Origin of the sequence: Pseudomonas sp. Irchel s3f7, assembly GCF_900187615.1 — a bacterium.
Lineage (GTDB): Bacteria > Pseudomonadota > Gammaproteobacteria > Pseudomonadales > Pseudomonadaceae > Aquipseudomonas.
The window spans coordinates 39,822-62,736 of the sequence record NZ_FYDO01000013.1 but is presented as its reverse complement, the minus strand read 5'-3'; the positions used below and the strand labels follow the sequence as shown (position 1 = coordinate 62,736).

The following is a 22,915-nucleotide window of genomic DNA, read 5'->3' as shown; positions in this document are numbered from 1 at the left end:
ACGCAAAAACATTTCAATCGCCCACAAAAAAGGCCGTTTTCAAATGAAAACAGCCTTCGGGAATAAGTAAAAGACCGGCGAAAAAAAGTTAAGTTCCATCCAGAAAACAGTAACTTGCACAATTGTATACAAGTCGTGTTATTCGTCGGATTTCGATTGTCACGCACAATTCGGAGCCTCAGGATCGCATCGTCATCCCCTTGAGGTTCCCCCATGAAGTACTCCTCGATTCTCTTGTTGTCCCTTGGCCTGGTCAGTGGCATTGCCTCTGCTGGCGGCACCACCGAAGCTGGTGTGGGCGGCGCATTGGGCGGGGTTCTAGGCTCGGTCGTCGGTCAGTCGTTAGGCGGCAATACAGGTTCCACCATCGGTGCTGCCCTGGGTGGCGCGGGTGGTAGCGCAGTCGGCGCAAACAAACACAGTCGTGGCGAAGCCGCCATTGGCGGTGCGTTGGGTGCTGCAGGCGGTAACGTGGTCGGCCGCAGCGTGGGCGGCACCACCGGCAGCCTGATCGGCTCCGCAGCGGGCGGCGGTGCCGGTGGCGCACTGGGTAACTACATGGGCAAAGAGTACGACAATGATAATGATCACGACGACGATCATCGTTCGTATCGCAGCCATAATGACCGTCGTTACTACCGTGACGGCCATCCGGGCCGTGGCCATGCCTATGGTCATCGCAAGCACCACAAGTACCACCGCGACTAACGCCTCGAGCGCCTCGCTGGTGAGTACAACAAAAATCGCAGCCCAAGGGCTGCGATTTTTTTTGCCTTACTGAACCACCAGACGCTCCAGCGCCCCGCGCAACCCTGCAGGAATCGCCACGGGTTGATTCGACCCACGATCGACAAACACATGCACGAAGCGCCCCGCCGCGCAGGCCTCGTCTTCTCCCTGCTTGAACACGGCCAGTTCGTATTGCACCGAACTGTTGCCCAACTTGCCCACCCGCAGACCGATCTCGATCCGGTCCGGGAAAGCGATGGACGCAAAGTAATCGCAGGCTGAGCTCACCACGAACCCCACCACCTCGCCATCGTGGATATCCAGACCACCGACTTCGATCAGGTAAGTGTTCACCGCGGTGTCGAAAAAGCTGTAGTAGGTGACGTTGTTGACGTGACCGTAGGCGTCGTTGTCATGCCAGCGCGTGGTGACGGGCTGGAAGTGCGGGTACTCGGTGCGATGAGGCATCAGTGTTGATTCCTGAGTGGGTTCGCCAGTCTACGGCGAAAAACCGAGTTGAACTCATCGCGAGCAGGCTCGCACATTGCCAAAATCTGCGGGCGACCTGGATCAACTGTGGGAGCCAGCCTGCTGGCGAAGGCGTCCTCGCGGGCGCCACATCAATCACTTGTCAGCAAAGCCCTTGCCAGCCGCTGCCAGCTCACCAATCACCCGCGCCGGATTCCAGTGATCACCCTGGCGTGTCTCAAGGTCTATCAAGCGCCGGTGAATATCCGCCAACCCCTGCTGATCCGCCCAGGCCATCGGCCCGCCCTTGTCTGCCGGGAAACCGTACCCGTTGAGGTAAACCAGGTCGATATCGTGGGCCGATCCGGCGATGCCTTCCTGAAGGATCTTCGCCCCTTCGTTGACCAGTGCCAGCAAGCAGCGCTCCAGAATCTCTTCCTGGCTGATCTCGCGACGCTGGAACCCCAGCCCTTCGCTGACTTCCAGCACCAACGCATCGACCAGAGGATCATGTTCGGCCTGACGACTGCCCGGCTCATAGTGGTAATAGCCGTTGCCACTCTTCTGACCAAAACGCTCCATCTCGCACAACCGGTTATCCACCTGAACCTCAGGTGCATCCTGACCGACACCGGACAGTTGTCGGGAACGCCACTGCAAATCGACACCGACCACGTCGAACATGCGGAACGGCCCCATGGCGAAACCGAAACCTTGCAGCGCCGCATCCACCTGATAGGGGTAAGCCCCCTCCAGCAGCATTTTTCGCGCCTCCAGCACATAGGTATTGAGCATGCGGTTGCCGATGAAACCGTCGCAGTTGCCCGACACCACGCTGACCTTGCCCATGCGTTTGCCCAGTGCCAGCGCAGCGTCGATGACCGCCGGTGCAGTTTGGGCGCCACGGACGATTTCCAGCAGTTTCATGATGTGTGCCGGGCTGAAAAAATGCAGGCCCAGGACTTGTTGCGGCCGGCGAGTCACCGCCGCAATGGCGTCGATATCCAGTGCCGAGGTGTTGCTCGCCAGAATGGCTTCGGGCTTGAGCAGACCGTCCAGCTCGCGGAAGATTTTCTGCTTGAGCTCAAGGTTTTCGTACACCGCCTCGATGACCAGATCAACATCGCGAATGGCCGCGTAATCGGCGGCGGCAGTGACCCGAGCGATACGAGCGTCTGCTTCAGCCTGATCGATTCGCTCCTGCCGCACGTTGTGGGCGTAGGTGTCTGCTACGGTGACCAATGCCTGCTCGAGCATCTGTGGATTGTTATCAACCCATTGCACTGCTACCCCGGCGTTGGCCAGGCACATGACAATGCCTCGGCCCATGGTGCCCGCGCCAATCACGGCTGCGCGCTGAATATTCGTCGGCGTCTGGCTCATATTGTGTTCTCTTGTTGGCGATCCTAAGACAGCCCCCACCATAGTCAGCCACAACGTTTTTTTGAAATTTATTCCTGTGATGAGCAACATTCAGCGGATGGATGTGGCCTGCTACAGATGCCGCTCGGCCCACGCCCGCACCTCGGCATACGGATAATCCTCCAACGCCGCAAACCCCGGAATCGCCCGCGCCTTGAGCTTGGTGAACAGCGGCACGCTGATACCGCACAAGAATCTTGTCGTGCGTTCAGCCGAGGGTGCGCTGCCCGTGTGCTGCTCGTGCTTGTGGATAAAATTGCCACACAACGCCTCGAAGTTTTTATCCACAAGCGCCGGCAACGCCGGTGGTGCCGGTAGTCGCGCCACTTGCCCGTGACACACCGAACAATGCCCGCATTGCTGTGGCGCATTTTCGTCACCGAAGTACTCGGCCAGGCGATAACCCAGGCAGCGTTCGGTAGCGAACAGATCCAGCATCGCGTGAATCCGCGCGATCTCGGTGTGTTCGTGTCGGCTGAAGCAGGCGTGCAGTTCCTCGCTCAACGCGGCGCTGTCGAAACCGCTTTGCAGCAGGCTGTAGACCTCGGTCATCTGCTTGCTTTCCAGCTCGACCCAGCCCTTTTCCTGAAAGTAATCCAGTGCTTTGACCACTCGATTACGCTCGGCTTGATGATGTTCATACAGCGCGTCGAAATTCACCGTGGCCCAGGTTCTGGCACGGCTGGAGGTCTGGATAATGGCTGCGACAAAATCCCTGCGCTCACCCTCGAAACGTGCCAGCAAGGCATCGGGTTCCAGCAAGTACTTGAATCGGTACTCCGCGTAATAGGCGTAGCGCGGAGCGATGATTCCACGCAGCTCCAACTGCACCAGCAAGGTTTTGAGCGGGAGCTGACGGATGTTGCTCTGGTCCGCCAGCGGTCCCAGCAAAAACTCCCATTGTCCTTCCGGGGCGCAAGCTTGCAGTTCGTCTAGCACATGGCGGATTCCATCCAGCTCAGGCGTATCGCCGTAGACGAAGTTTTCCAGCACGTTGAGGCTGTCGCGGTTGGCCAGTACCAGGCAATCGGACGGCTGGCCATCGCGTCCTGCGCGGCCGATTTCCTGGCTGTAGTTTTCGATGGATTTGGGCAGGTCGAAATGCACCACGTTGCGGATGTCGCTTTTATCGATGCCCATGCCGAAGGCGATGGTGGCGACGATGCAACCGGACTGCCCGCCCATGAAGCGTTTCTGGATACCGTCGCGCTGGTCGTGGGGCAAACCGGCGTGATAAGCCTCGGCCTGAATGCCATTACGATTGAGGTGCTCGGCAATGTGCTCGGCGGTCTTCTGTAACGTGACGTACACGATGCTCGGTTGGCCGTGGCGCTCAGCCATCCACTCGACGAGGCGACGACGCTTGTCCTGACCCCGCACAGGCTCCACCAGCAGATTCAAGTTGGGTCGATAGAAACCCGTGGTGACGACATCGTCAGCGGCAATGGCGAATTTTGTCTGCATATCCACAATGACTTTGGGTGTCGCCGTTGCCGTCAACAGCAGCACCTGCGGGATATTGAACTGCCGTTGGTAGTCCGGAAGCTTGAGGTAATCCGGACGGAAGTTATGACCCCATTCCGAGATGCAATGCGCCTCGTCCACCACCAACAGCGAGATCGGCACTTGCTGAAGAAAATTGCGGAAGCGCTCGTTCTTCAGGCGCTCAACCGAAATCATCAGAATCTTCAATTCACCGGACTTGGCGCGGGCCATCACGTCGCTGGCGTCATCGCGACTCTGGGCCGAATCGATGCTGCCCGCAGCGATGCCATGACGCTGCAGGAACGCCAACTGATCCTGCATCAACGCCAGCAATGGCGAGACCACCAGCGTCAGGTGTGGCAACAGCACGGCCGACAATTGATAGCACAGGGATTTGCCGGAACCGGTGGGAAAAATGGCCGCCGCCGAGCGCCCCGCCAGCACCGCGCTGACCGCCGCTTCCTGACCGGGCCGAAACTGTGGATAACCGAAAACCTGTTCCAGGGTGTTGTGCATAAGCTGTCACTCCGTTGACCGCTGCGATGAGCAAAGCCTAGTCGGCGATCGCAGTGAGTCGAGAAAAGGTCGGGGGTAAAAACGATACGGGATGATACAGCCATAACCCGCTCCCGCTCGCGCCACAGGTTGAAACACACAGAGCCTTTTGCCATCTCACGCCCCCAGTGCGGCGCAGGTATGTTCTATGACCAACCAGATTCTGCGCGACGTTTTCATCACTGAAGAGGACTGAAACGGGCGCCCCCTTTCGAAGGACCGATCATGTTCCAACCCTATGCTTTTCAATTTGCGCTCCTATTGGCCATGCCTGTGCTGCTCAGCGGATGCCTGACTGTTCCCGAAAAAACCACAATTGCGCCCGACACATTCGAGACACCTGAGTATCACGCTCAAAAGGGGTTGGCGGTCGTGCAGGCGTCACGCCTCTACGCACGCGGCGGCACCGGGCAGGGTGTGACCGTCGCTTTGATTGACTCAGGCCTGAACGCCGAACTTGCAGAGTTTGAAGGCAGGGTGGGTGCCCCCGGGTTTGATTATGTTGAGAACCGGCCGGGGACATTTGACCGCGTCGGTCACGGCACCCAGATGGCCGGTATTCTCGCCGCCAACAAGGATGACCATGGCATGCACGGCGTCGCATTCAATGCGCAATTGATCCCCTTCCGTTTCGGCGACGATAACGAACCCTTTTTCTTTGACAGTGAAATTGCCCGCTCCTGGCAGTCAGGTTTTGACAGCGGCGCGCGGATCTTCAACAACTCCTGGGCCAATGCCATTCCAGCGACGGAACTCACTGAAGCGCGTTACAGCCAGGTCATGCCAGACTCGCTGGTGAAGGCTCGGCAACTGGTTCAAGAAGGTGCCGTATTTGTGTTTCCAACCGGCAATGAACTCAGACGAGAGCCTTTGGCAGAACCGGGCTTGCCCCTTGCCATCCCTGAACTGGAAAAAGGCTGGATCGCGGTCGTAGCGTTGAAAAACGACGGCAGTGCCATCAATGGTAAATCCAATTACTGTGGCGTAGCTGCGGCATGGTGCATCGCCGTTCCCGGTGGGGATTCGGGTGCTGGTCAAGGTTTGTTGACCACAGGCAAGGACGGTAAATACGTGCAAACCGCTGGCACGTCCCCCGCCGCCGCATTGGTCAGTGGCGCATTGGCAGCCGTGCAGAGCCTGTACCCTGAAATGAGCACACAGCAAGTTCGCGACCACGTGCTGGAAACTGCAAACCGGACAGGTCTTTACGCCAACAGCGAAGCCTATGGTCGAGGATTACTGGATCTTGAAGCAGCATCGCGACGTCTTCCCGCACCTGGGACCGATTGAATCCTGATCGTCGACGCATCCAACAGTTTTTTCTGCTCAGCTCGTAGGAATCGTTACCCGAAAAAGCGTTCATCAATCAAACCAATGGGGGGCGTAGGAGCATTCCCCTATCGGTGTAAACGCCCTACAAAACCTGTCGATAGCGGCGGTATTGCTCTGATGCGCCGCTCTCTTCATAGTTTTTGCGCGGCTGAAGATACTGTGGCGGCCTGCCGGAGTGACCTCCGATTTCTCACAGGACCGACATCAATGCCCCCGCTGAACACAACGACCGAACGCTACCAGTCACTTACATCCAGCTACAGCGAAACCCCGGTGCTGGTCATCGACACCGAGGCCGATCCCTACGAGATCCTCGATGCCGCCCGCCAGCGCATCCGCGCCGCCAGCGACCTGCTGGAAACCTTGTATTGCCTTTGCTTCAAACAGGCCGACGCGAGCGACATCCCGAAAATCGTCAGTGCCCTGTATCTGCTGACTCAGGACGGCAACGACCTGCTCGACATCGCCCGGCAACGCCTGCCGAAACTCACCGTCTGAAGAACACCACACCCCCTGTAGGAGCGAGCCTGCTCGCGATGAACGATAACGCGGTGCACTGTGGATAAGTCCGTCAGCAATGCCCTATCAAAGCTTCGGCAAGGTCCTACAAAAGAAGACACCTTGTCGGCTATCGCCAACCAGTGACTCAAACCTATAGTCCGGACTGTCGCTGCCAAATCAGCGACTCGGGCTTGGTCACTCGAATAAGAGAGAACGCACATTTCCACTTACTAGAGGTTTTCTTCAGTGGCCACACTAAATCCATTTCAAAATCGATATCGTCCACTCAAAACGAACTTAACCGACACCCCGCCCCTGATCATCGACACAGAGGCCAACCCCCAAGACATCCTCGAAGCCGCCCTCCAGCGCATCCGGGCCTCCAGCGACTTGCTGCAAACCCTGCACTGCCAATGCTTCAAATACGGCGACATCAAAGACATCCCGCACATCACCCATGCGCTCTACCTCCTGACCCAGGACGGCTGCGACCTGCTCAAAGTCGCCCAACAACGCATGCTCAACTGGAAAGCCCCGGCCTGAGCTCGAGTGAACATATCGTTCCCACGTTCTACATGAGAACGATCAAACGTCAGTTACAGCAGTCATCAGACACTGGAGATAGCCATGAGCAAGTATTTTGATGAGCTGATGGAAAGCGTGCAACAGATGGACGAGATCGTACGGGGCAAACGCCGGCCTTCCCGCGAATTCCGCGTCGATGCGCTGCAAGTCAAAGAAATTCGTAAGGCTACCGGTTTGACTCAAGCCAAGTTTGCAGCATTGATCGACGTCCAACTCGGCACTTTGCGCAATTGGGAGTAGGGCCGCCGTGAGCCGACAGGGCCGGCTAAAGCCCTGCTCAAATCCATTCATAATGACCCCGTCCATGTGTTGAACGCATTAGCCACCTGAGATAATCGTGATGAGCGAACTGATCCCGTTCGCTACCACCGAATCATGCTCTACAGGAAAGAAAAAAAAGAAAGTCCGGACTGCAAAAAGTCTTTCCGGTGAGCGTTTCAAGCCTTCGAATTTGTTCACCCGACAATTCATATTCATAAATCGGATCATCTGGCTCTGCCCACTCCATCAAGGCTGAGAGTGCCTCGAAATGTTCAGCGAGGATCTCTACCTGAAAGGCCAATCGCTCCGTTGTTTTATAAAACGCCCGAATTGAGTGTTTCATTTCTGTGTTCTCCTTTCTGGATCAGCTTCCGAAAGTCTCTCACCCGTTTCTGCATTGAATTCGCCCAGGTGTTTTCCTTGTTTGGTGTATTGCTCAACTGTTCCGTGCATGTAATCCCATTCGTAGATCCTTCCTTTCGAGTCCAACCAACGCGCTCTCCGTTTTCCACCACCCTTAACGGATGTTTTTGAGGGAACTGGATAGGTATCCGGAAATGCCAGCAACTCGCCTGGGGCTGGCCGGTAACCAAAATCCCTCGGCACGTTTAACACTATGTAAAGCGGTTTAATCCCGGAATCCGCCGGGAATACCAGAATAAAATCCTGATACTTCGGCGGATAAACTGGGCTAACGATAATTCTGTCAGCCGCTTCTGTTGGAGGAAAAATCCATACATGAGGCGTTTGTGGTGCTGCCTCCAACGCTGGGATACCCAGCGTTTCTGTTGGGTTTTCTGCGGGGGTCCAAATCAATTCAAACCCGCCGCCAAAGTCAGCCACTTGTTGGGTACCGCGAACTGCAAACGTCACAACCGGAATCATTTCCCAGTCGCGCCGGCTCTGAGTGTTGTACCCGTAACCTTTAAGCGTGCCGTCAGATTGCTCTTCAATGCGCAACCGAACACGCGTCCGCGCTTGCTTAAGTGCTCTGAGTTGTTCATCAGAATACAGTGCACCATCGCCAAGACTTGATGGCGCCAGCAAAGCCACCAGCCCCACCAATGCGCTAGCGGCAACACCGGCAGTCACGACGCCAGCAGTAGCACTTGCCGCACTGGTTGCAGCCGGAACAATGGCGACGCCGCCCAATGCCAAAGTACCGATACCTGCTGGCACTACTCCACTGATCCTCTCCAGAGGTAAGCAACCGGATCCGTCGACCTTCCGGCCGCCTAGCACAGTGAGCTTGCCATACTCTTCGATACTGTCTGTCGGTACAAATCCGGCTGGATTGCTGTAGTCGATGATCGAATCAGGCAACTTGCAGGACTTGGCAAATACGCATCCCCCAGGGGTTTGGCGCTTTTGTTGAAGCACTATCTCTCGACTTTTTTCGTACGCAGCTTGGCGAGCTAGCATCGCTTCGTAGGATTTCTGCATGGCCTCTCTCGCGGCCAACTCGCTGTGGGTCATGTCCCTCAAACAGCGGTAACCACCACCATCCGCATCGTAATGATGCCAAACCTGCGGTATGTCTTTTCGACCAGTCATCCCTCTCCCTCGTTTAGCTCGAAAACTCCCGGTTCGAAGTCGGGACGCTAGAACTTACCGAGGAGTCCTGGATACTGTTGTAGGGAGGATCTGAACTTAACGTGAGATCTTTCTTGTTCCCGCAGATCGCAAGGCATCGCACTAAACTGGTTGCCAAATCCGACCAACCTCATCCAGCGAGAACCCTTTTGGAAATTCCTACATGAACCTCGCCCCCGACCTCCCCGACGACCACGTGATGCAGCAACTCCTGCAACTGCTGCACGAAGAACTCGGCTTCCCCGAGCGCAAAACCATAAGCCTCAGCACCTCGATCAACTTCGACTTGGGGTGCAACGGAACAGACGCCCAGCACCTGATCGAAACCCTGGAAAACCATTTCGCAATCGACTTCGTGGATTTCGACAGTTACCGCTATTTCCAGCCTGCCGGCCCTGATGTGAATCTAAAGCGCAAAGCCAAAGGTCGCGGTGAGAAGGTGTCATTGACCATCGGCATGCTCTACCAGGCCATCAAGGCCCAACGCTGGGACACGGATGAGCTCGAAGGCCTGTAACGGCCCGAGGCATTCTGGCTTGCCCGCTAAAAACCGAATTTTGCGCACAAAAAAGCCGCCCCGAAGGGCGGCTTTTTCGTTAGCTCAAACCAACACTTACAGCTTAGGACCCGCAGCCTTGATCGCGTCGCTCACTTCGAACTTCTTGAAGTTCTCGATGAACAGGCCGGCCAGTGCTTTGGCGGCTTCGTCGTAGGAGGCTTTGTCTTCCCAGGTGTTGCGTGGGTTCAGCAGGCCAGTCTCAACGCCCGGTACGGCCACTGGCACGTCGAGGTTGATGGTGTCCAGGTGCTCGGTCTCGGTACCGATCAGCGCGCCGCTCTGGATCGCTGCGATCACGGCACGGGTGGTCGGGATGTTGAAGCGCTTGCCGACGCCGTAGCCACCGCCGGTCCAGCCGGTGTTGACCAGGTAGACCTTGGAGCCGAAGCCGCGGATGCGCTTGATCAGCAGTTCTGCGTATTCGCCAGCCGGACGCGGGAAGAACGGTGCGCCGAAGCAGGTGGAGAAGGTCGACTTGATGCCGCTGCCCGAACCCATTTCAGTCGAGCCCACCAGTGCGGTGTAGCCGGACAGGAAGTGGTAAGCCGCTTGTTCTTCGTTGAGGATCGACACTGGCGGCAGTACGCCGGTCAGGTCGCAGGTCAGGAAGATCACAGCGTTCGGCTCGCCACCGAGGTTCTGCTCGGAACGCTTGGCAACGTGCTCCAGCGGGTAGGCGGCGCGGCTGTTCTGGGTCAGGCTGACATCGGCGTAGTCGGCGTGCTTGGCATCGTCGATAACGACGTTTTCCAGGACTGCGCCGTGCTTGATGGCTTTCCAGATAACCGGCTCGTTCTTCTCGGACAGGTCGATGCACTTGGCATAGCAACCGCCTTCGATGTTGAACACCACGCCTTCGCCCCAGCCGTGTTCGTCGTCACCGATCAGGTAACGGCTTTCGTCGGCGGACAGGGTGGTTTTGCCGGTGCCGGACAGACCGAAAAACAGGGTCACGTCGCCTTCTTCGCCGATGTTGGCGGCGCAGTGCATAGGCAGTACGTCAGCGGCCGGCAGCAGGAAGTTCTGCACCGAGAACATCGCTTTCTTCATCTCACCGGCGTAACGCATGCCGGCGATCAGCACTTTCTTCTGTGCGAAGTTGAGGATCACGCAACCGTCGGAGTTGGTGCCGTCACGCTCTGGCACGCATTCGAAGTTGGCAACGTTGAGCACTTGCCATTCATCACGGCCAGCCGGGTTGTACTGGGCAGGGTTGATGAACAGGCAACGACCGAACAGGTTCTGCCAGGCAGTCTGGGTGGTCATCTTCACGGCCAGGTAGTGCTCGGAAGCGGCACCTACATGCACGTGGGAAACGAAGTGTTCTTGCGCGTTGTTGAATGCCTCAACGCGGTCCCACAGGGCATCGAACTTGTCGGCCGGGAACTTGCGGTTGATCGGGCCCCAGGCAATGGCGGCCGAAGTGGATGGCTCTTCAACGATGAAACGGTCGACTGGCGAACGGCCGGTACGGTGACCGGTACGAACAACCAGTGCGCCGGTATCGGCAAGCTCGCCTTCACCGCGGTTGAGGGCTTCTTTAACCAGATCATCAACACTCAGATCGGTGTACACGGCGTTATTGGCTTGCGTCATGAGGTTCCCCGTCGGCCAGTGGCCGAGTGCTCCAAACGTTTTTGTAGTAGAAAGTCGTGCACTACTACCGCGAAAAAAGTGGGCCGGATTATGCCAGAAAAGGCCAAAAAAAGTAGGCCCCTCCTGTCGTAACGGCGTTAATCCGGCACTTGCCAGTGAATTTACCTGCGCTGAACCGTTTTAGTGACGGGTATCCGACGGCGTCTCGATGCCCGCGCCGGCGAACAATTGAGTGACATCGGTGGCATCAAACAGGTAGCGCTGGTTGCAGAACTGGCAATCGATCTCGATGTTGCCACCGTGTTCGACGACCAATTGCTGCGCGTCTTCCATACCCAGACTGACCAGTGCATTGGCCGAACGTTCGCGCGAGCAGCTGCAGCGGAAACGCAACTTCTGCACGTCGAACAGACGCACCTGCTCGTCGTGATAGAGGCGGTGGAGCACGGTTTCGTTGTCCAGGCTCAGCAGCTCATCGGCGGTCAGCGTACCGCCCAGGGTGGTGATGTGCTGCCAGCTGGCGGCGCGTTCGTCGTCGTCTTTCAAACGGTCGGCCGGCAGTTGTTGCAGCAACAGGCCACGGGCACGACGGCCATCGGCGCAGAGCTTGATGCGGGTGCCAATCTGCTGGGACATGACGAAGTAGTTGGTGAAGCAATCGGACAACGTTTCGCCATCCAGATCGACGACGCCCTGGTAGCGCTGGCCCCGTTTCGGGTCGACGGTCAATGTCAGCGAACCATCCGGCATCAAGTCAGCCAGGGTTGCGTCAGGTGCGATGCGGTCCGCCTCGTAACGGGCCAGGCCGCGGATGTCGCGCTCGCTGGAGCACTCGATCATCAACAGCGGAATCGGGCCTTCGGAGCGTGCCTGCAGAATCAGCAAGCCATCGAACTTCAATGTGCCGACCAGCAACGATGCGGCCGCCATCAGCTCTCCGAGCAATTGCGCGACAGGCTGCGGGTAGGCGTGTTTGGCCAGGACTTCGGCGTAGCTGAGCTCCAACGAGACCAGCTCGCCACGGGTGTCGCTGTCATCGAAGATGAAGCGTTGGGTGAAGTCGTTATCCGCTTGGTCGGTCATAGGTCTGGGTATCTGAAGTGATGAAAAAGATGACGGGAGCAAGGAAGTTTACCTGCGCCACCCCTTTGGGCGCGCAATGTTCCGCCAATGAAGACATTTTATGAACAATCCGGAGCTGATCCAAGGGAGGTGGAACATGCACCAACGGATTGCGGCCAATCTGTTTATGGCCTACAGGTTCGGCGTCGTGGGTAATTTTCGACGAGCGGCGATCTGCGCAACTCACCTGATATGGATGCGCAATCGCCTGATTGCAAGAATGAAAGCTCTTGAAAAGATCGCAGGCTGCGAACTTCAGTCGTCGTTGCTACTGCCACGAAACTTGAACAGATCCCGGCGCTGCTTCTTGCTCGGCTTGCCGTCGGTGCTCACGCCCAAGGCGCCTGCTTTGCGTTGCGCCGCGGCCTCTTCGCGCTTGGCGATGCTGGCCAGGGTTTCGGCATACAAGGTTTGTGCCTGCGGTGCGCCACGGCGCACGATCGACAACGCCTGGACCACCACCGTACGCTCCTCGAAACCGGAACGAATCACAAATTCGTCGCCGATGCGCGGCTCCTTGCCCGGTTTGCAACGCTCGCCTCGACAATGCACCTTGCCGCCTTCAATCGCCGCCTTGGCCAAGGCACGGGTCTTGTAAAAACGTGCAGCCCACAGCCATTTGTCGAGGCGGACTTTGTCATCCTCTTCGCTTTTTTGTGCCATGGAATGTCCTCACTCTGAAATATTGGTGAACTGTACTACCGTTTCTCTCGTGCCAAGAATTTCGTCGTCCCGGACTACAATGCTGACATTCCATAACCTCCCCCGCGAGGCTGGAAAACCGGGCAGCGAATATCTGTCGCCTTTTACCCATTATTCTGCGTGAATACCGCGAACTCGGCCGCCTGAGGCCACCGCGGTTTCCACCGACTGAGCCATTTTGAAGACATTTGACCATTTGACCGTTGTCGGTCTGCGCGAGTGGGTGGCGCTCCCTGATTTGGGGGTTGCCGGTCTTCGGGCAAAAATCGACACCGGCGCCAGCACCTCCAGCCTGCATGCCACCGATATCGAGACGTTCGAGCGTGACGGTGAGCAATGGGTGCGCTTCACGGCGCATCTGGGCACCGTGGTGCAACTGCGCCACCGCCGCTGCGAAGCGCCGCTGGTGACGATGAAAACCATTAAAAGCTCCAACGGTCATGCGCAGGTGCGATACGTGATCAGCACCACCCTGGCGCTGGGTGACCGGGTCTGGCGAGTCCAGTTCACACTGGCTTGCCGCAAGTCCATGCGCTATCGCCTGCTGCTCGGTTCCAAAGCCCTGATCGACGGCCAGTTGGTGGTCAATCCGGGCATTAAATATGTACAAGACAAGCCGGTGTTCCCGGTATCTACCTCCTCCACAGGTGTTGCATGAAGATCGCTGTGCTGTCGCGGAACCCGCGTCTGTATTCCACCCGCCGCCTGGTTGAAGCCGGTACTGAACGCGGCCATGAAATGGTGGTGGTCGACACCCTGCGCGCCTACATGAACATCGCCAGTCACAAGCCGCAGATTCACTACCGTGGCAAACCGCTTGAAGGTTTTGATGCGGTCATCCCGCGGATTGGTGCGTCGGTCACGTTTTATGGCTGTGCGGTGTTGCGCCAGTTCGAAATGATGGGGGTGTTTCCACTCAACGAATCGGTGGCCATCGCCCGCTCGCGGGACAAACTGCGTTCGTTGCAATTGCTGTCACGCCGGGGCATCGGCTTGCCGGTGACCGGGTTCGCCCACTCGCCGGACGACATTCCCGATCTGATCGAAATGGTCAACGGTGCACCGCTGGTGATCAAGGTGCTGGAAGGCACCCAAGGCATCGGCGTGGTGCTGTGTGAAACCGCCACGGCGGCGGAATCAGTGATCGAGGCGTTCATGGGCCTCAAGCAGAACATCATGGTTCAGGAGTACATCAAGGAGGCGGGTGGCGCCGACATTCGCTGCTTCGTGGTCGGTGACAAAGTCATTGCCGCGATGAAGCGTCAGGCCAAGCCCGGCGAGTTCCGCTCCAACCTGCACCGTGGTGGCAGTGCGAGCCTGATCAAGATCACGCCGGAAGAACGCATGACCGCATTGCGTGCGGCGAAGGTCATGGGCCTGGCGGTGGCGGGCGTGGATATCCTGCGCTCCAATCACGGACCGCTGGTGATGGAAGTGAACTCGTCGCCTGGGCTTGAGGGGATTGAGACCACCACCGGGAAAAACGTGGCAGGGATCATCATTGAGCATCTGGAGAAGAATGGCGGGCCGAATATGACCCGGACCAAAGGCAAGGGATAAAGCAAAAAATCGCAGCCTGCGGCAGCTCCTACAGGGGTACACGTTGCTCTGTAGGAGCTGCCGCAGGCTGCGATCTTTTCAGCCGTTAAACCGCATCCCGCGGCAACATCAACCCCAGCGGCAACCGCACCCGCGCTTCCAGCCCGCCGCCCGAACGGTTGCGCAGTTCAACGTTGCCGCCATGCATCGAAGCAATCCGCTTCACAATTGCCAACCCCAATCCGGTGCCCTTGCCACCCCGGGCACGGTCGCCCCGAGTGAACGGGTTGAAAATCGCCTCCAGCTCCGACGGATCGATCCCGGCGCCTCGGTCCATGACGCTCAGCACCACGTACGGTGCGGCGGTGTCACCGGAGACATACGCCGCCACTTCCACACCGCTACCGGCATGATGAAGGGCGTTGCCGATCAGGTTGTTGAGTAGACGTTTCATCGATACACGCCGCAGCGGAAACGGCTGGATCGGCTCCAGGCGCAAGCGCACTTTTTCTTCGTTCTGGTTGTACGGCGCGGCGACTTCGCGGACCAGATCGCTCAGGTCAACCTCTTCCACCGTCTCGTCGCGTCCGTCACGAATGAACGCCAGGAACTGGTCAAGAATCGCATCCATGTCTTCGATGTCACGCACCATGTCGTCCGTCAGGTCGGTGCGGTCGCCCATCAACTCCAGCGACAGGCGCAATCGGGTCAACGGCGTGCGTAAATCGTGGGAGACCCCGGCCAACATCAGCTCTCGCTCGCGACCCGCCTGCTCGACGTCTTCTGCCATCTGGTTGAAGGCGCGATACACCTCCGTCATTTCACTCGGCGTGTCACTGATCGGCAGGCGCACGCTGCGCCCCTGGCCGAGTTGCCGTGCGGCATACACCAGACGTTTCAGGGGTTGATTGAGCTGGCTGACGAAGATCCACGCCGACGCCGTGGACAGCAAACCGATAGCCAGGAACCAGCCAAGCACGTTCCAGATTTTCTGGCCGCGCAACGGATGCGGGTACAACGGCACTTTCAACCAACCGTCGCCCAGGCTCGGTGCCCGGACCCACAGCGCCGGTGGCGAATGCATGCGTAATCGCACTTCGGTGTCGGCCCCCAGCTCTGCCTGCATCTGCCGCTGATAGATCTCGCTGTAAGGCCAGTGCTGTTCGCCTTCCGGAACACCCGCGCCCACCACCCGGATCAGGGTCGCGGCTTCGGCAATCTTGTCACGGTTGTTTTCATCGGCGGCCCAATAGGCGCGCAGCGTCAGGGCGACGCCGTGGCTGTATTGACGATCCACCAGCACGTCTTCGTTCATCAGCAGATAAACCAGGGTCAACGCCTTGGAAAACAGCACGACGATGAGCACCAGCCAAAGGGTGCGGGAGAAGAAGCTCTGGGGGAACCAAATGGGGGTTTTCATGGATAACCGTTACACACTTGCAGGAGCGAGGGATGCTCGCACATTGCAGATCGCGAGTCTGCGGGCAATGTCATTTGACTGACTTGCCCGCACAACCCGCCCCTACAAATCGCCGATCACTTGGTGGCGGCGCCATCCGGAACGAACACGTAACCCACACCCCAGACGGTCTGGATGTAACGCGGTTTGGATGGATCGGGTTCGATCATCCGGCGCAGACGGGAGATCTGCACGTCGATGGAACGCTCCAGGGCATCCCATTCGCGGCCACGGGCCAGGTTCATCAACTTGTCGCGGGTCAGCGGCTGACGGGCGTTCATTACCAGTGCCTTGAGTACCGCGAACTCACCGGTGGTGAGCATGTGCACTTCTTCACCGCGCTTGAGTTCGCGGGTGGCCAGGGACAGCTCATAGTCACCGAAGGTCACGCTTTCGTCTTCGCTGCCCGGCGCGCCTGGCACCGGTGCCGACTGACGACGCAGGACGGCTTTGACACGTGCCATCAGCTCATCGGGGTTGAACGGCTTGGCCAGGTAATCGTCGGCGCCCAGTTCGAGGCCCTTGATGCGGCTCAGCTCATCGCCCTTGGCGGTGAGCATGATGATCGGAATCTGATTGTTCGCGTTGCGCAGGCGGCGGCAGGCGGTCAGGCCGTCTTCGCCGGGCAGCATCAGGTCGAGGACGACCAGGTTGAACACTTCGCGTGCCAGAAGGCGGTCCATTTGCTCAGTGTTCGGTACGGCGCGGGCGCGATAGCCCTTGCTGACGAAAAAACGTTCCAGCAGGCTGCTGAGGCCCGGATCGTCGTCAACAATAAGAATTTTTTCGCCTTCAGCAATGTTTGCAGTGCTGCTCATTGGATGCTCCTTTGATCTCGGCGCGCATTATGGCGTAGCTGCCGTTGTGCGCACCGTGTGCATTGTTAGCAGATTTTTCCTCCAGCGCCAGAAAACCGGCCTTTGCGCCTGCACACCACGATGGCCCCGAATGCCTTAACGCTGGTTATAATGCGCGGCCTTTTGTGTCAGGCAACGTCTGATCGTTACACCGGGCAGCCGCTTTTTATTTTCATCGCACCGGCAGTAATTATTCGATTTCACGGGTCAACGGGTTACCTTTTGATCCAGGTAGCGGCGCAGGCCAGGCCGCTCAACCAGACTCGCCGAGGCCCTATCTCTGCGCCTGCGAGCCTGCTTTCACAATTTGTCAGGTGGTTTTATGGACAGCATCAACAGCCGCATTGCCGAGGAACTCGGTGTACGCCCACAACAGGTCGAAGCGGCCGTCGCGCTACTCGATGAAGGCTCTACCGTTCCCTTCATCGCCCGTTACCGGAAAGAAGTGACCGGCAGCCTCGACGATACGCAGCTGCGTCATCTGGAAGAGCGCCTGCGCTACCTGCGAGAACTCGACGAACGGCGTATCAGCATCCTTGCCAGCATCGAAGAGCAAGGCAAGCTGACCCCGCAACTCGAGCGCGACATCAAGCTTGCCGACACCAAGACCCGCCTCGAAGACTTGTACCTGCCTTACAAGCAAAAGCGCCGCACCAAGGGCCAGATCGCCCTGGAAGCCGGCCTCGGCGACTTGGCGGACGGCCTGTTCAACGATCCGTCCCTGAGCCCGGAAACCGAAGCCGCACGCTTCATCGACGCCGAAAAAGGCGTGGCCGATGTGAAGGCCGCCCTCGAAGGCGCCAAGTACATCCTGATGGAACGCTTCGCCGAAAACGCCAGCCTGCTGGAGAAGCTGCGCAACTACCTCAAGCAGGAAGCCACCCTCAGTGCCCGCGTGATTGCCGGCAAGGAAGAGGAAGGCGCCAAGTTCCGCGACTACTTCGAACACGACGAACCCCTCAAAAGCATGCCGTCGCACCGCGCCCTGGCGATTTTCCGTGGCCGCAACGAAGGCATTCTCAGCTCCGCGCTGAAAGTCGGCGATGAGCTGCCGGGCGCCATGCACCCGTGCGAAGGCATGATCGGCCAGCAATTCGGCATTCAGAACCAGAACCGCGCCGCCGACAAATGGCTGGGCGAAGTGGTGCGCTGGACCTGGAAGGTCAAGCTCTACACCCATCTGGAGACTGACTTGCTGGGCGAACTGCGCGATGGCGCGGAAACCGAAGCGATCAACGTGTTCGCGCACAACCTGCACGACCTGCTGCTGTCGGCCCCGGCCGGCCCGCGCGCCACGTTGGGCCTCGACCCGGGCCTGCGTACCGGCTGCAAGGTCGCGGTGGTCGATTCCACCGGCAAGCTGCTGGATCACGCCACGGTTTACCCGCACGTGCCGCACAACAAGTGGGACCAGACCCTCGCGATTCTTGCCGCCCTGTGCGCCAAACACGCGGTGGACCTGATCGCCATCGGCAACGGCACCGCCAGCCGTGAGACCGATAAGCTCGCCGCCGAGCTGATCAAAAAATACCCGGCGATGAAGATGACCAAGGTCATGGTCTCTGAAGCCGGTGCATCGGTTTACTCGGCATCGGAACTGGCCTCCAAGGAATTCCCGGACCTGGACGTGTCGATCCGTGGCGCGGTGTCGATTGCCCGTCGCCTGCAAGACCCGCTGGCTGAGCTGGTGAAGATCGATCCGAAATCCATCGGTGTCGGCCAGTACCAGCACGACGTATCGCAGCTGAAACTGGCACGCGGCCTGGACGCCGTGGTCGAGGACTGCGTGAACGCCGTCGGCGTGGACGTGAATACCGCGTCCGTGGCCCTGCTGGCACGGATCTCCGGCCTCAATGCGACCCTGGCGCAAAACATCGTCAGCCACCGTGACGAGCACGGCGCATTCAAGACTCGCGCCGCGCTGAAGAAAGTCGCACGTCTGGGCGAGAAAACCTTCGAACAGGCTGCTGGATTCCTGCGTGTCATGAACGGCGAAAACCCGCTGGATTCGTCGGCGGTTCACCCGGAAGCCTACCCGCTGGTTCAGCGCATTGCCGCCGAAACCGACCGTGATATCCGTTCGCTGATCGGCGATGCCGCGTTCCTCAAGCGTCTCGATCCGAAGAAGTACACCGACGAAACCTTCGGTCTGCCGACGGTCACCGACATCCTGCAAGAACTGGAAAAGCCCGGCCGCGACCCGCGTCCCGAGTTCAAGACCGCCGAGTTCCAGGAAGGTGTCGAAGACCTCAAGGACCTGCAACTGGGCATGATTCTCGAAGGTGTGGTGACCAACGTGACCAACTTCGGCGCGTTCGTCGATATCGGCGTGCATCAGGACGGTTTGGTGCACATCTCTGCACTTTCGGAGAAGTTCATCAAGGATCCGCGCGAAGCGGTGAAGGCCGGTGACGTGGTGAAAGTGAAGGTCATGGAAATCGACATACCGCGTAAACGCGTGGGCCTGTCGATGCGCATGAGCGACACCCCGGGCGAGAAAATCGACGGTGCTCGTGGCGCACGTCCGGGTTCGGCGCCTCGCCAATCCCAGAACACTGCACCACGCAAGGAAACCACGGCGGCAGCACCGAGCAACAACGCCATGGCTTCGCTGTTCGCCAACGCCAAGCAGTTGAAGAAACGTTGATGGATATCCCCGCCGGTTACACCGAAAGCGCCTTTTTCAAGCTGCTGGGCTGTCGTTTGCACAGCCTGGAAACCGGGGTCGCGCAAGTTGCCCTGGGCCTGGAACCGAAGCTGCGCAATCGCGGTGGCAAGCTGCACGGCGGGGCCTTGTTCAGCCTGGTGGACATTGCCATGGGGCTGGCCTGTTCCAGCACCCACGGCTTTGACCAGCAGAGCGCAACCATCGAGTGCAAGATCAACTACATCCGCGCCGTCTCGGACGGTGAGGTGATGTGCACGGCGCGGGTGATCCACCCGGGCCGCCGCACGTTGGTGGTCGAAGCCGATGTGATGCAAGGCGACAAACTGGTCGCAAAAGCACAAGGCACGTTCGCTGTCCTGTAGCTAGATGTCATCGATTTGAGTTAATTTCGGCGCTGTGATCGCAGCGTCGAGTTTTTCTGTGGAAGCGCGTGTGGCGAGGGGGCTTGCCCCCGTTTGAGTGCGTAGCACTCACAATATCCTGGAACATCAGAGATTTTGGGGCTGCATCGCAGCCTAACGGGGGCAAGCCCCCTCGCCACAAGTCCGCTCCCACATCGATTGCGGCGAGTTCCAAAACCAGGCGAAAACGCCAGTTTTAACTTCACCCTTGTAGACCGTCTTGCCCACCCCCATATTGGGGCGACTGACGCGTGAAGGAATCCAACTTGAGCGAACTTCTCAACCGCCGCCTGGCCCTGCTTGGCGAGCGCGCTAACCTCTCTCTGCTCGAACAGTGCCTTCACGGCATCGAACGTGAATGCCTGCGCGTGACTGGCGAAGGTCGCCTGGCGCAAACGCCGCACCCGGAAGAATTGGGTTCCGCGCTGACCAATGAACTGATCACCACCGACTATTCCGAGTCGCTGCTGGAGTTCATCACCCCGGCCCTGCCCGACCCGGCCGATACGCTGGCGAGCCTGGACAGCATTCACCGCTTTGCCTACAGCAAGCTCGGCAACGAGTACCTGTGGAGCCCCTCGATGCCGTGCCCGTTGCCGGCCGAGGAAGACATCCCGATCGCCTATTACGGCACGTCCAATATCGGGCAGCTCAAGTACGTGTACCGCAAGGGCCTGGCCCTGCGTTACGGCAAGACCATGCAATGCATTGCCGGTATCCACTACAACTTTTCCCTGCCGGAGAAGCTCTGGCCGCTGCTCAAGCAGGCCGAAGGTTTTGTCGGCACGGATCGCGATTTCCAGTCGTCGTCCTACATCGCGCTGATCCGCAACTTCCGCCGTTACAGCTGGCTGCTGATGTACCTGTTCGGCGCATCGCCAGCGCTGGACGCCGGTTTCCTGCGCGGTCGCTCGCATCAGTTGGAGCAACTGGACCCGCACACCTTGTACCTGCCGTACGCCACCAGCCTGCGCATGAGCGATCTGGGTTACCAGAGCAACGCCCAGGCCGGCCTGACGCCGTGCTACAACGATCTGAACAGCTACACCGACAGCCTGCGCAAAGCAGTCGCCACGCCGTATGCGCCATACGTCGAAGTCGGTACGCACAAGGACGGTGAGTGGGTTCAGCTCAACACCAACATCCTGCAGATCGAAAACGAGTACTACTCCAACATCCGCCCGAAACGCGTGACCTACACCGGTGAGCGACCGATTCAGGCGCTGATGGCCCGTGGCATCCAGTACGTCGAAGTGCGCTGCCTGGACATCAACCCGTTCCTGCCAATGGGTATCGACCTTACCGAGTCGCGCTTCCTCGATGCGTTCCTGCTGTACTGCGCGCTGAACGACAGCCCGCTGCTGACCAACACCAATTGCGGCAACGCGACGTCAAACTTCCTCAGCGTGGTCAAGGAAGGGCGCCGTCCGGGCCTGCAACTGCAACGCGACGGGCAACCGGTCGACCTGAAAGAGTGGGCTGGCCAGTTGTTGGAAAACATTGCACCACTGGCCGCCCTGCTTGATCAGAGCCATGGCGGCGATGCCCACAGCAAGGCGCTGGACGCTCAGATGGCCAAGGTCCAGGACCCGTCCCTGACGCCATCGGCCCAGGTGCTCGCGTCGATGGCCGAGCACAAGGAGAGCTTTGCCCAGTTCTCCCTGCGCCAGAGCCAGGCCCATGCGGAGTTCTTCCGCAGCGAACCATTGCCAGCTGAGCAACAGGCGAAATTTGAAGCGCGGGCGCGTTCGTCGCTGGCTGATCAGGTTGAGCTGGAACAGAACGAAGTCGGCGATTTCGATGTGTTTGTCGGGGCGTACCAGGCGAGCATTCTGGCGATCAGTAACTAACCTCGGAAGGTCCTGCGGACCTTATCGCCAGCAGGCTAGCTCCCACAGAGGACTTTCAGTGTTCGCGCAATTGTGTGAACACCCTTGAACCCTGTGGGAGCTAGCCTGCTAGCGATTGACCGCGAAGCGGTCGCTCCTCAATTTTCCTCTCATAAGCTAATTCGAAAAAGTTATTTATTTTCGAATTCTTAGATCATTTAGTCTCTTTCTCACGCCGACATTCGGTCGCCTGACAAGGAGCTTTCTGATGAAACTGACTTTCCCCCTTCGCTTGCTGGCGGCCGCTTCCTTGGCTACCGCGAGCTTTTTTGCCCAGGCGACCGACTTCACTGTCGCCTACCAGACCACCGTTGATCCGGCGAAAGTCGCCCAGGCCGACGGCAGTTACGAAAAAGCCACCAAGGCCGATATCAGCTGGCGAAAATTCGATAACGGCGCCGACATCATTGCCGCCATCGCCTCCGGCGACGTGCAAATCGGCTACCTCGGTTCCAGCCCCCTGACTGCCGCCATCACCCGCAAAGTGCCGGTAGAAACGTTCCTCATCGCCACCCAGATCGGCGCCGCCGAAGCCCTGGTCGCCCGCGACGGTTCCGGGATCAAGACCCCGCAAGACCTGATCGGCAAGAAAATCGCCGTGCCGTTCGTGTCCACCGGGCATTACAGCCTGCTGGCCGCACTGAAGCACTGGAACATCGATCCCTCGAAAGTGACCGTCCTCAACCTCGCGCCGCCCGCGATCATTGCCGCCTGGAAACGCGGCGACATCGACGCCACTTACGTGTGGGACCCAGCGTTGGGTGTCGCCAAGGAGAACGGCAAAGTGCTGATCACCTCCGGTGAACTGGCCAAGTTCGGCGCACCGACGTTCGATGCCTGGATCGTGCGCAAGGACTTCGCCGAGAAGCACCCGGAAATCGTCACCGCGTTCGCCAAAGTGACCCTCGATGCCTACGCCGACTACCGCAAAGACCCGCAAGCCTGGCTCGCCAATCAAAGCAACGTCGACAAGTTGGTGAAACTGTCCGGCGCCAAGGCCAGCGACATTCCGCTGCTGTTGCAAGGCAACGTCTACCCGCTGGCGGCTGATCAGGTGATCACCCTCGGCGCGCCGACCACCAAGGCCATCACCGACACCGCCGCGTTCCTCAAGGAACAAGGCAAGGTCGAGGCCGTGCTGCCGGACTACGCGCCGTACGTCAGCGCCAAGTTCATTACCAACTGATCGGGA

21 protein-coding genes and 1 pseudogene are annotated in these 22,915 nt (G+C 58.7%); 12 read left to right on the top strand and 10 right to left on the bottom strand.

Going from position 1 to position 22,915, the window contains the following annotated elements:
• The first annotated feature begins 213 nt into the window (after nucleotides 1–213).
• Nucleotides 214–708, top strand: coding sequence for a glycine zipper domain-containing protein (locus CKW19_RS13210; RefSeq protein ID WP_095058241.1), 495 nt, complete (start codon nucleotides 214–216; stop codon nucleotides 706–708).
• Nucleotides 709–774: 66 nt separating this feature from the next.
• Here CKW19_RS13210 and CKW19_RS13205 read toward each other — a convergent pair whose 3' ends face one another.
• The 3 genes from CKW19_RS13205 to CKW19_RS13195 all read right to left on the bottom strand — a co-directional run bounded on the left by CKW19_RS13205 (nucleotide 775) and on the right by CKW19_RS13195 (nucleotide 4,620).
• On the bottom strand, nucleotides 775–1,197 hold the full coding sequence (locus tag CKW19_RS13205) for a thioesterase family protein (protein ID WP_095058240.1): 423 nt from the start codon (nucleotides 1,195–1,197) through the stop codon (nucleotides 775–777).
• 156 nt (nucleotides 1,198–1,353) lie between these two features.
• The gene (locus tag CKW19_RS13200) at nucleotides 1,354–2,580 is read right to left on the bottom strand and encodes a 3-hydroxyacyl-CoA dehydrogenase (RefSeq protein WP_095058239.1); all 1,227 of its coding nucleotides are present in this window, start codon (nucleotides 2,578–2,580) and stop codon (nucleotides 1,354–1,356) included.
• Between the two features lie 111 nt (nucleotides 2,581–2,691).
• Nucleotides 2,692–4,620, bottom strand: coding sequence for an ATP-dependent DNA helicase RecQ (locus CKW19_RS13195; RefSeq protein ID WP_095058238.1), 1,929 nt, complete (start codon nucleotides 4,618–4,620; stop codon nucleotides 2,692–2,694).
• A 264-nt stretch (nucleotides 4,621–4,884) separates the two neighbouring features.
• Between CKW19_RS13195 and CKW19_RS13190 the strand changes: the two genes are divergently transcribed.
• From CKW19_RS13190 to CKW19_RS13175, 4 genes and pseudogenes are all read left to right on the top strand, one after another.
• A complete protein-coding gene (locus tag CKW19_RS13190; RefSeq protein ID WP_095058237.1) occupies nucleotides 4,885–5,949 on the top strand; it encodes a S8 family peptidase in 1,065 nt (354 codons plus the stop codon).
• A gap of 249 nt (nucleotides 5,950–6,198) precedes the next feature.
• A complete protein-coding gene (locus CKW19_RS13185) occupies nucleotides 6,199–6,489 on the top strand; it encodes a hypothetical protein (protein WP_095058236.1) in 291 nt (96 codons plus the stop codon).
• 249 nt (nucleotides 6,490–6,738) lie between these two features.
• On the top strand, nucleotides 6,739–7,035 hold the full coding sequence (locus CKW19_RS13180; protein WP_095058235.1) for a hypothetical protein: 297 nt from the start codon (nucleotides 6,739–6,741) through the stop codon (nucleotides 7,033–7,035).
• Between the two features lie 84 nt (nucleotides 7,036–7,119).
• A pseudogene (locus CKW19_RS13175) lies at nucleotides 7,120–7,407 on the top strand (helix-turn-helix domain-containing protein).
• A 43-nt stretch (nucleotides 7,408–7,450) separates the two neighbouring features.
• On the opposite strand, the gene CKW19_RS13170 reads toward CKW19_RS13175, so the two are convergent.
• The gene (locus CKW19_RS13170) at nucleotides 7,451–7,681 is read right to left on the bottom strand and encodes a hypothetical protein (RefSeq protein ID WP_095058234.1); all 231 of its coding nucleotides are present in this window, start codon (nucleotides 7,679–7,681) and stop codon (nucleotides 7,451–7,453) included.
• Nucleotides 7,678–8,892, bottom strand: a complete 1,215-nt coding sequence (locus tag CKW19_RS13165) for an S-type pyocin domain-containing protein (protein WP_095058233.1) — start codon at nucleotides 8,890–8,892, stop codon at nucleotides 7,678–7,680. Before CKW19_RS13165 ends, CKW19_RS13170 begins: the two co-directional genes overlap by 4 nt.
• Before the next feature lie 202 nt (nucleotides 8,893–9,094).
• Here CKW19_RS13165 and CKW19_RS13160 point away from each other — a divergent pair, with 202 nt between their 5' ends.
• Nucleotides 9,095–9,448: a DUF1493 family protein gene (locus CKW19_RS13160; RefSeq protein WP_095058232.1), complete on the top strand. Its 354-nt coding sequence runs from the start codon at nucleotides 9,095–9,097 to the stop codon at nucleotides 9,446–9,448.
• Between the two features lie 96 nt (nucleotides 9,449–9,544).
• On the opposite strand, the gene CKW19_RS13155 is transcribed toward CKW19_RS13160, so the two are convergent.
• From CKW19_RS13155 to CKW19_RS13145, 3 genes are all read right to left on the bottom strand, one after another.
• Nucleotides 9,545–11,086, bottom strand: coding sequence for a phosphoenolpyruvate carboxykinase (locus CKW19_RS13155; RefSeq protein WP_095058231.1), 1,542 nt, complete (start codon nucleotides 11,084–11,086; stop codon nucleotides 9,545–9,547).
• 180 nt (nucleotides 11,087–11,266) lie between these two features.
• Nucleotides 11,267–12,169: an Hsp33 family molecular chaperone HslO gene (hslO, locus tag CKW19_RS13150; protein ID WP_095058230.1), complete on the bottom strand. Its 903-nt coding sequence runs from the start codon at nucleotides 12,167–12,169 to the stop codon at nucleotides 11,267–11,269.
• A 294-nt stretch (nucleotides 12,170–12,463) separates the two neighbouring features.
• On the bottom strand, nucleotides 12,464–12,871 hold the full coding sequence (locus tag CKW19_RS13145) for an RNA-binding S4 domain-containing protein (protein ID WP_095058229.1): 408 nt from the start codon (nucleotides 12,869–12,871) through the stop codon (nucleotides 12,464–12,466).
• A gap of 277 nt (nucleotides 12,872–13,148) precedes the next feature.
• On the opposite strand from CKW19_RS13145, the gene CKW19_RS13140 reads away from it, so the two are divergent.
• Both CKW19_RS13140 and rimK read left to right on the top strand, forming a co-directional pair.
• Nucleotides 13,149–13,568: an ATP-dependent zinc protease gene (locus tag CKW19_RS13140; RefSeq protein ID WP_236693160.1), complete on the top strand. Its 420-nt coding sequence runs from the start codon at nucleotides 13,149–13,151 to the stop codon at nucleotides 13,566–13,568.
• The gene (gene rimK / locus CKW19_RS13135) at nucleotides 13,565–14,470 is read left to right on the top strand and encodes a 30S ribosomal protein S6--L-glutamate ligase (protein WP_007972871.1); all 906 of its coding nucleotides are present in this window, start codon (nucleotides 13,565–13,567) and stop codon (nucleotides 14,468–14,470) included. The genes CKW19_RS13140 and rimK overlap by 4 nt, the downstream gene beginning before the upstream one ends.
• Before the next feature lie 85 nt (nucleotides 14,471–14,555).
• Here rimK and CKW19_RS13130 read toward each other — a convergent pair whose 3' ends face one another.
• Nucleotides 14,556–15,869, bottom strand: a complete 1,314-nt coding sequence (locus CKW19_RS13130) for an ATP-binding protein (protein WP_095058228.1) — start codon at nucleotides 15,867–15,869, stop codon at nucleotides 14,556–14,558.
• A gap of 116 nt (nucleotides 15,870–15,985) precedes the next feature.
• Nucleotides 15,986–16,726, bottom strand: coding sequence for a two-component system response regulator OmpR (gene ompR, locus CKW19_RS13125; protein WP_095058227.1), 741 nt, complete (start codon nucleotides 16,724–16,726; stop codon nucleotides 15,986–15,988).
• 361 nt (nucleotides 16,727–17,087) lie between these two features.
• On the opposite strand from ompR, the gene CKW19_RS13120 reads away from it, so the two are divergent.
• The 4 genes from CKW19_RS13120 (at nucleotide 17,088) to tauA (ending at nucleotide 22,909) form a co-directional block, all read left to right on the top strand.
• Nucleotides 17,088–19,412 (top strand): Tex family protein, encoded by a 2,325-nt coding sequence (locus CKW19_RS13120; RefSeq protein ID WP_095058226.1) that lies wholly within the window; start codon nucleotides 17,088–17,090, stop codon nucleotides 19,410–19,412.
• Nucleotides 19,412–19,795, top strand: a complete 384-nt coding sequence (locus CKW19_RS13115; RefSeq protein WP_095058225.1) for a PaaI family thioesterase — start codon at nucleotides 19,412–19,414, stop codon at nucleotides 19,793–19,795. Before CKW19_RS13120 ends, CKW19_RS13115 begins: the two co-directional genes overlap by 1 nt.
• Nucleotides 19,796–20,100: 305 nt before the next feature.
• Complete coding sequence (gshA, locus tag CKW19_RS13105) at nucleotides 20,101–21,684, top strand: glutamate--cysteine ligase (protein WP_095058224.1); 1,584 nt, start codon at nucleotides 20,101–20,103, stop codon at nucleotides 21,682–21,684.
• Between the two features lie 247 nt (nucleotides 21,685–21,931).
• Entirely contained in the window at nucleotides 21,932–22,909 is a 978-nt protein-coding gene (gene tauA / locus CKW19_RS13100; RefSeq protein WP_095058223.1) for a taurine ABC transporter substrate-binding protein, read from the top strand.
• Nucleotides 22,910–22,915 lie beyond the last annotated feature (6 nt).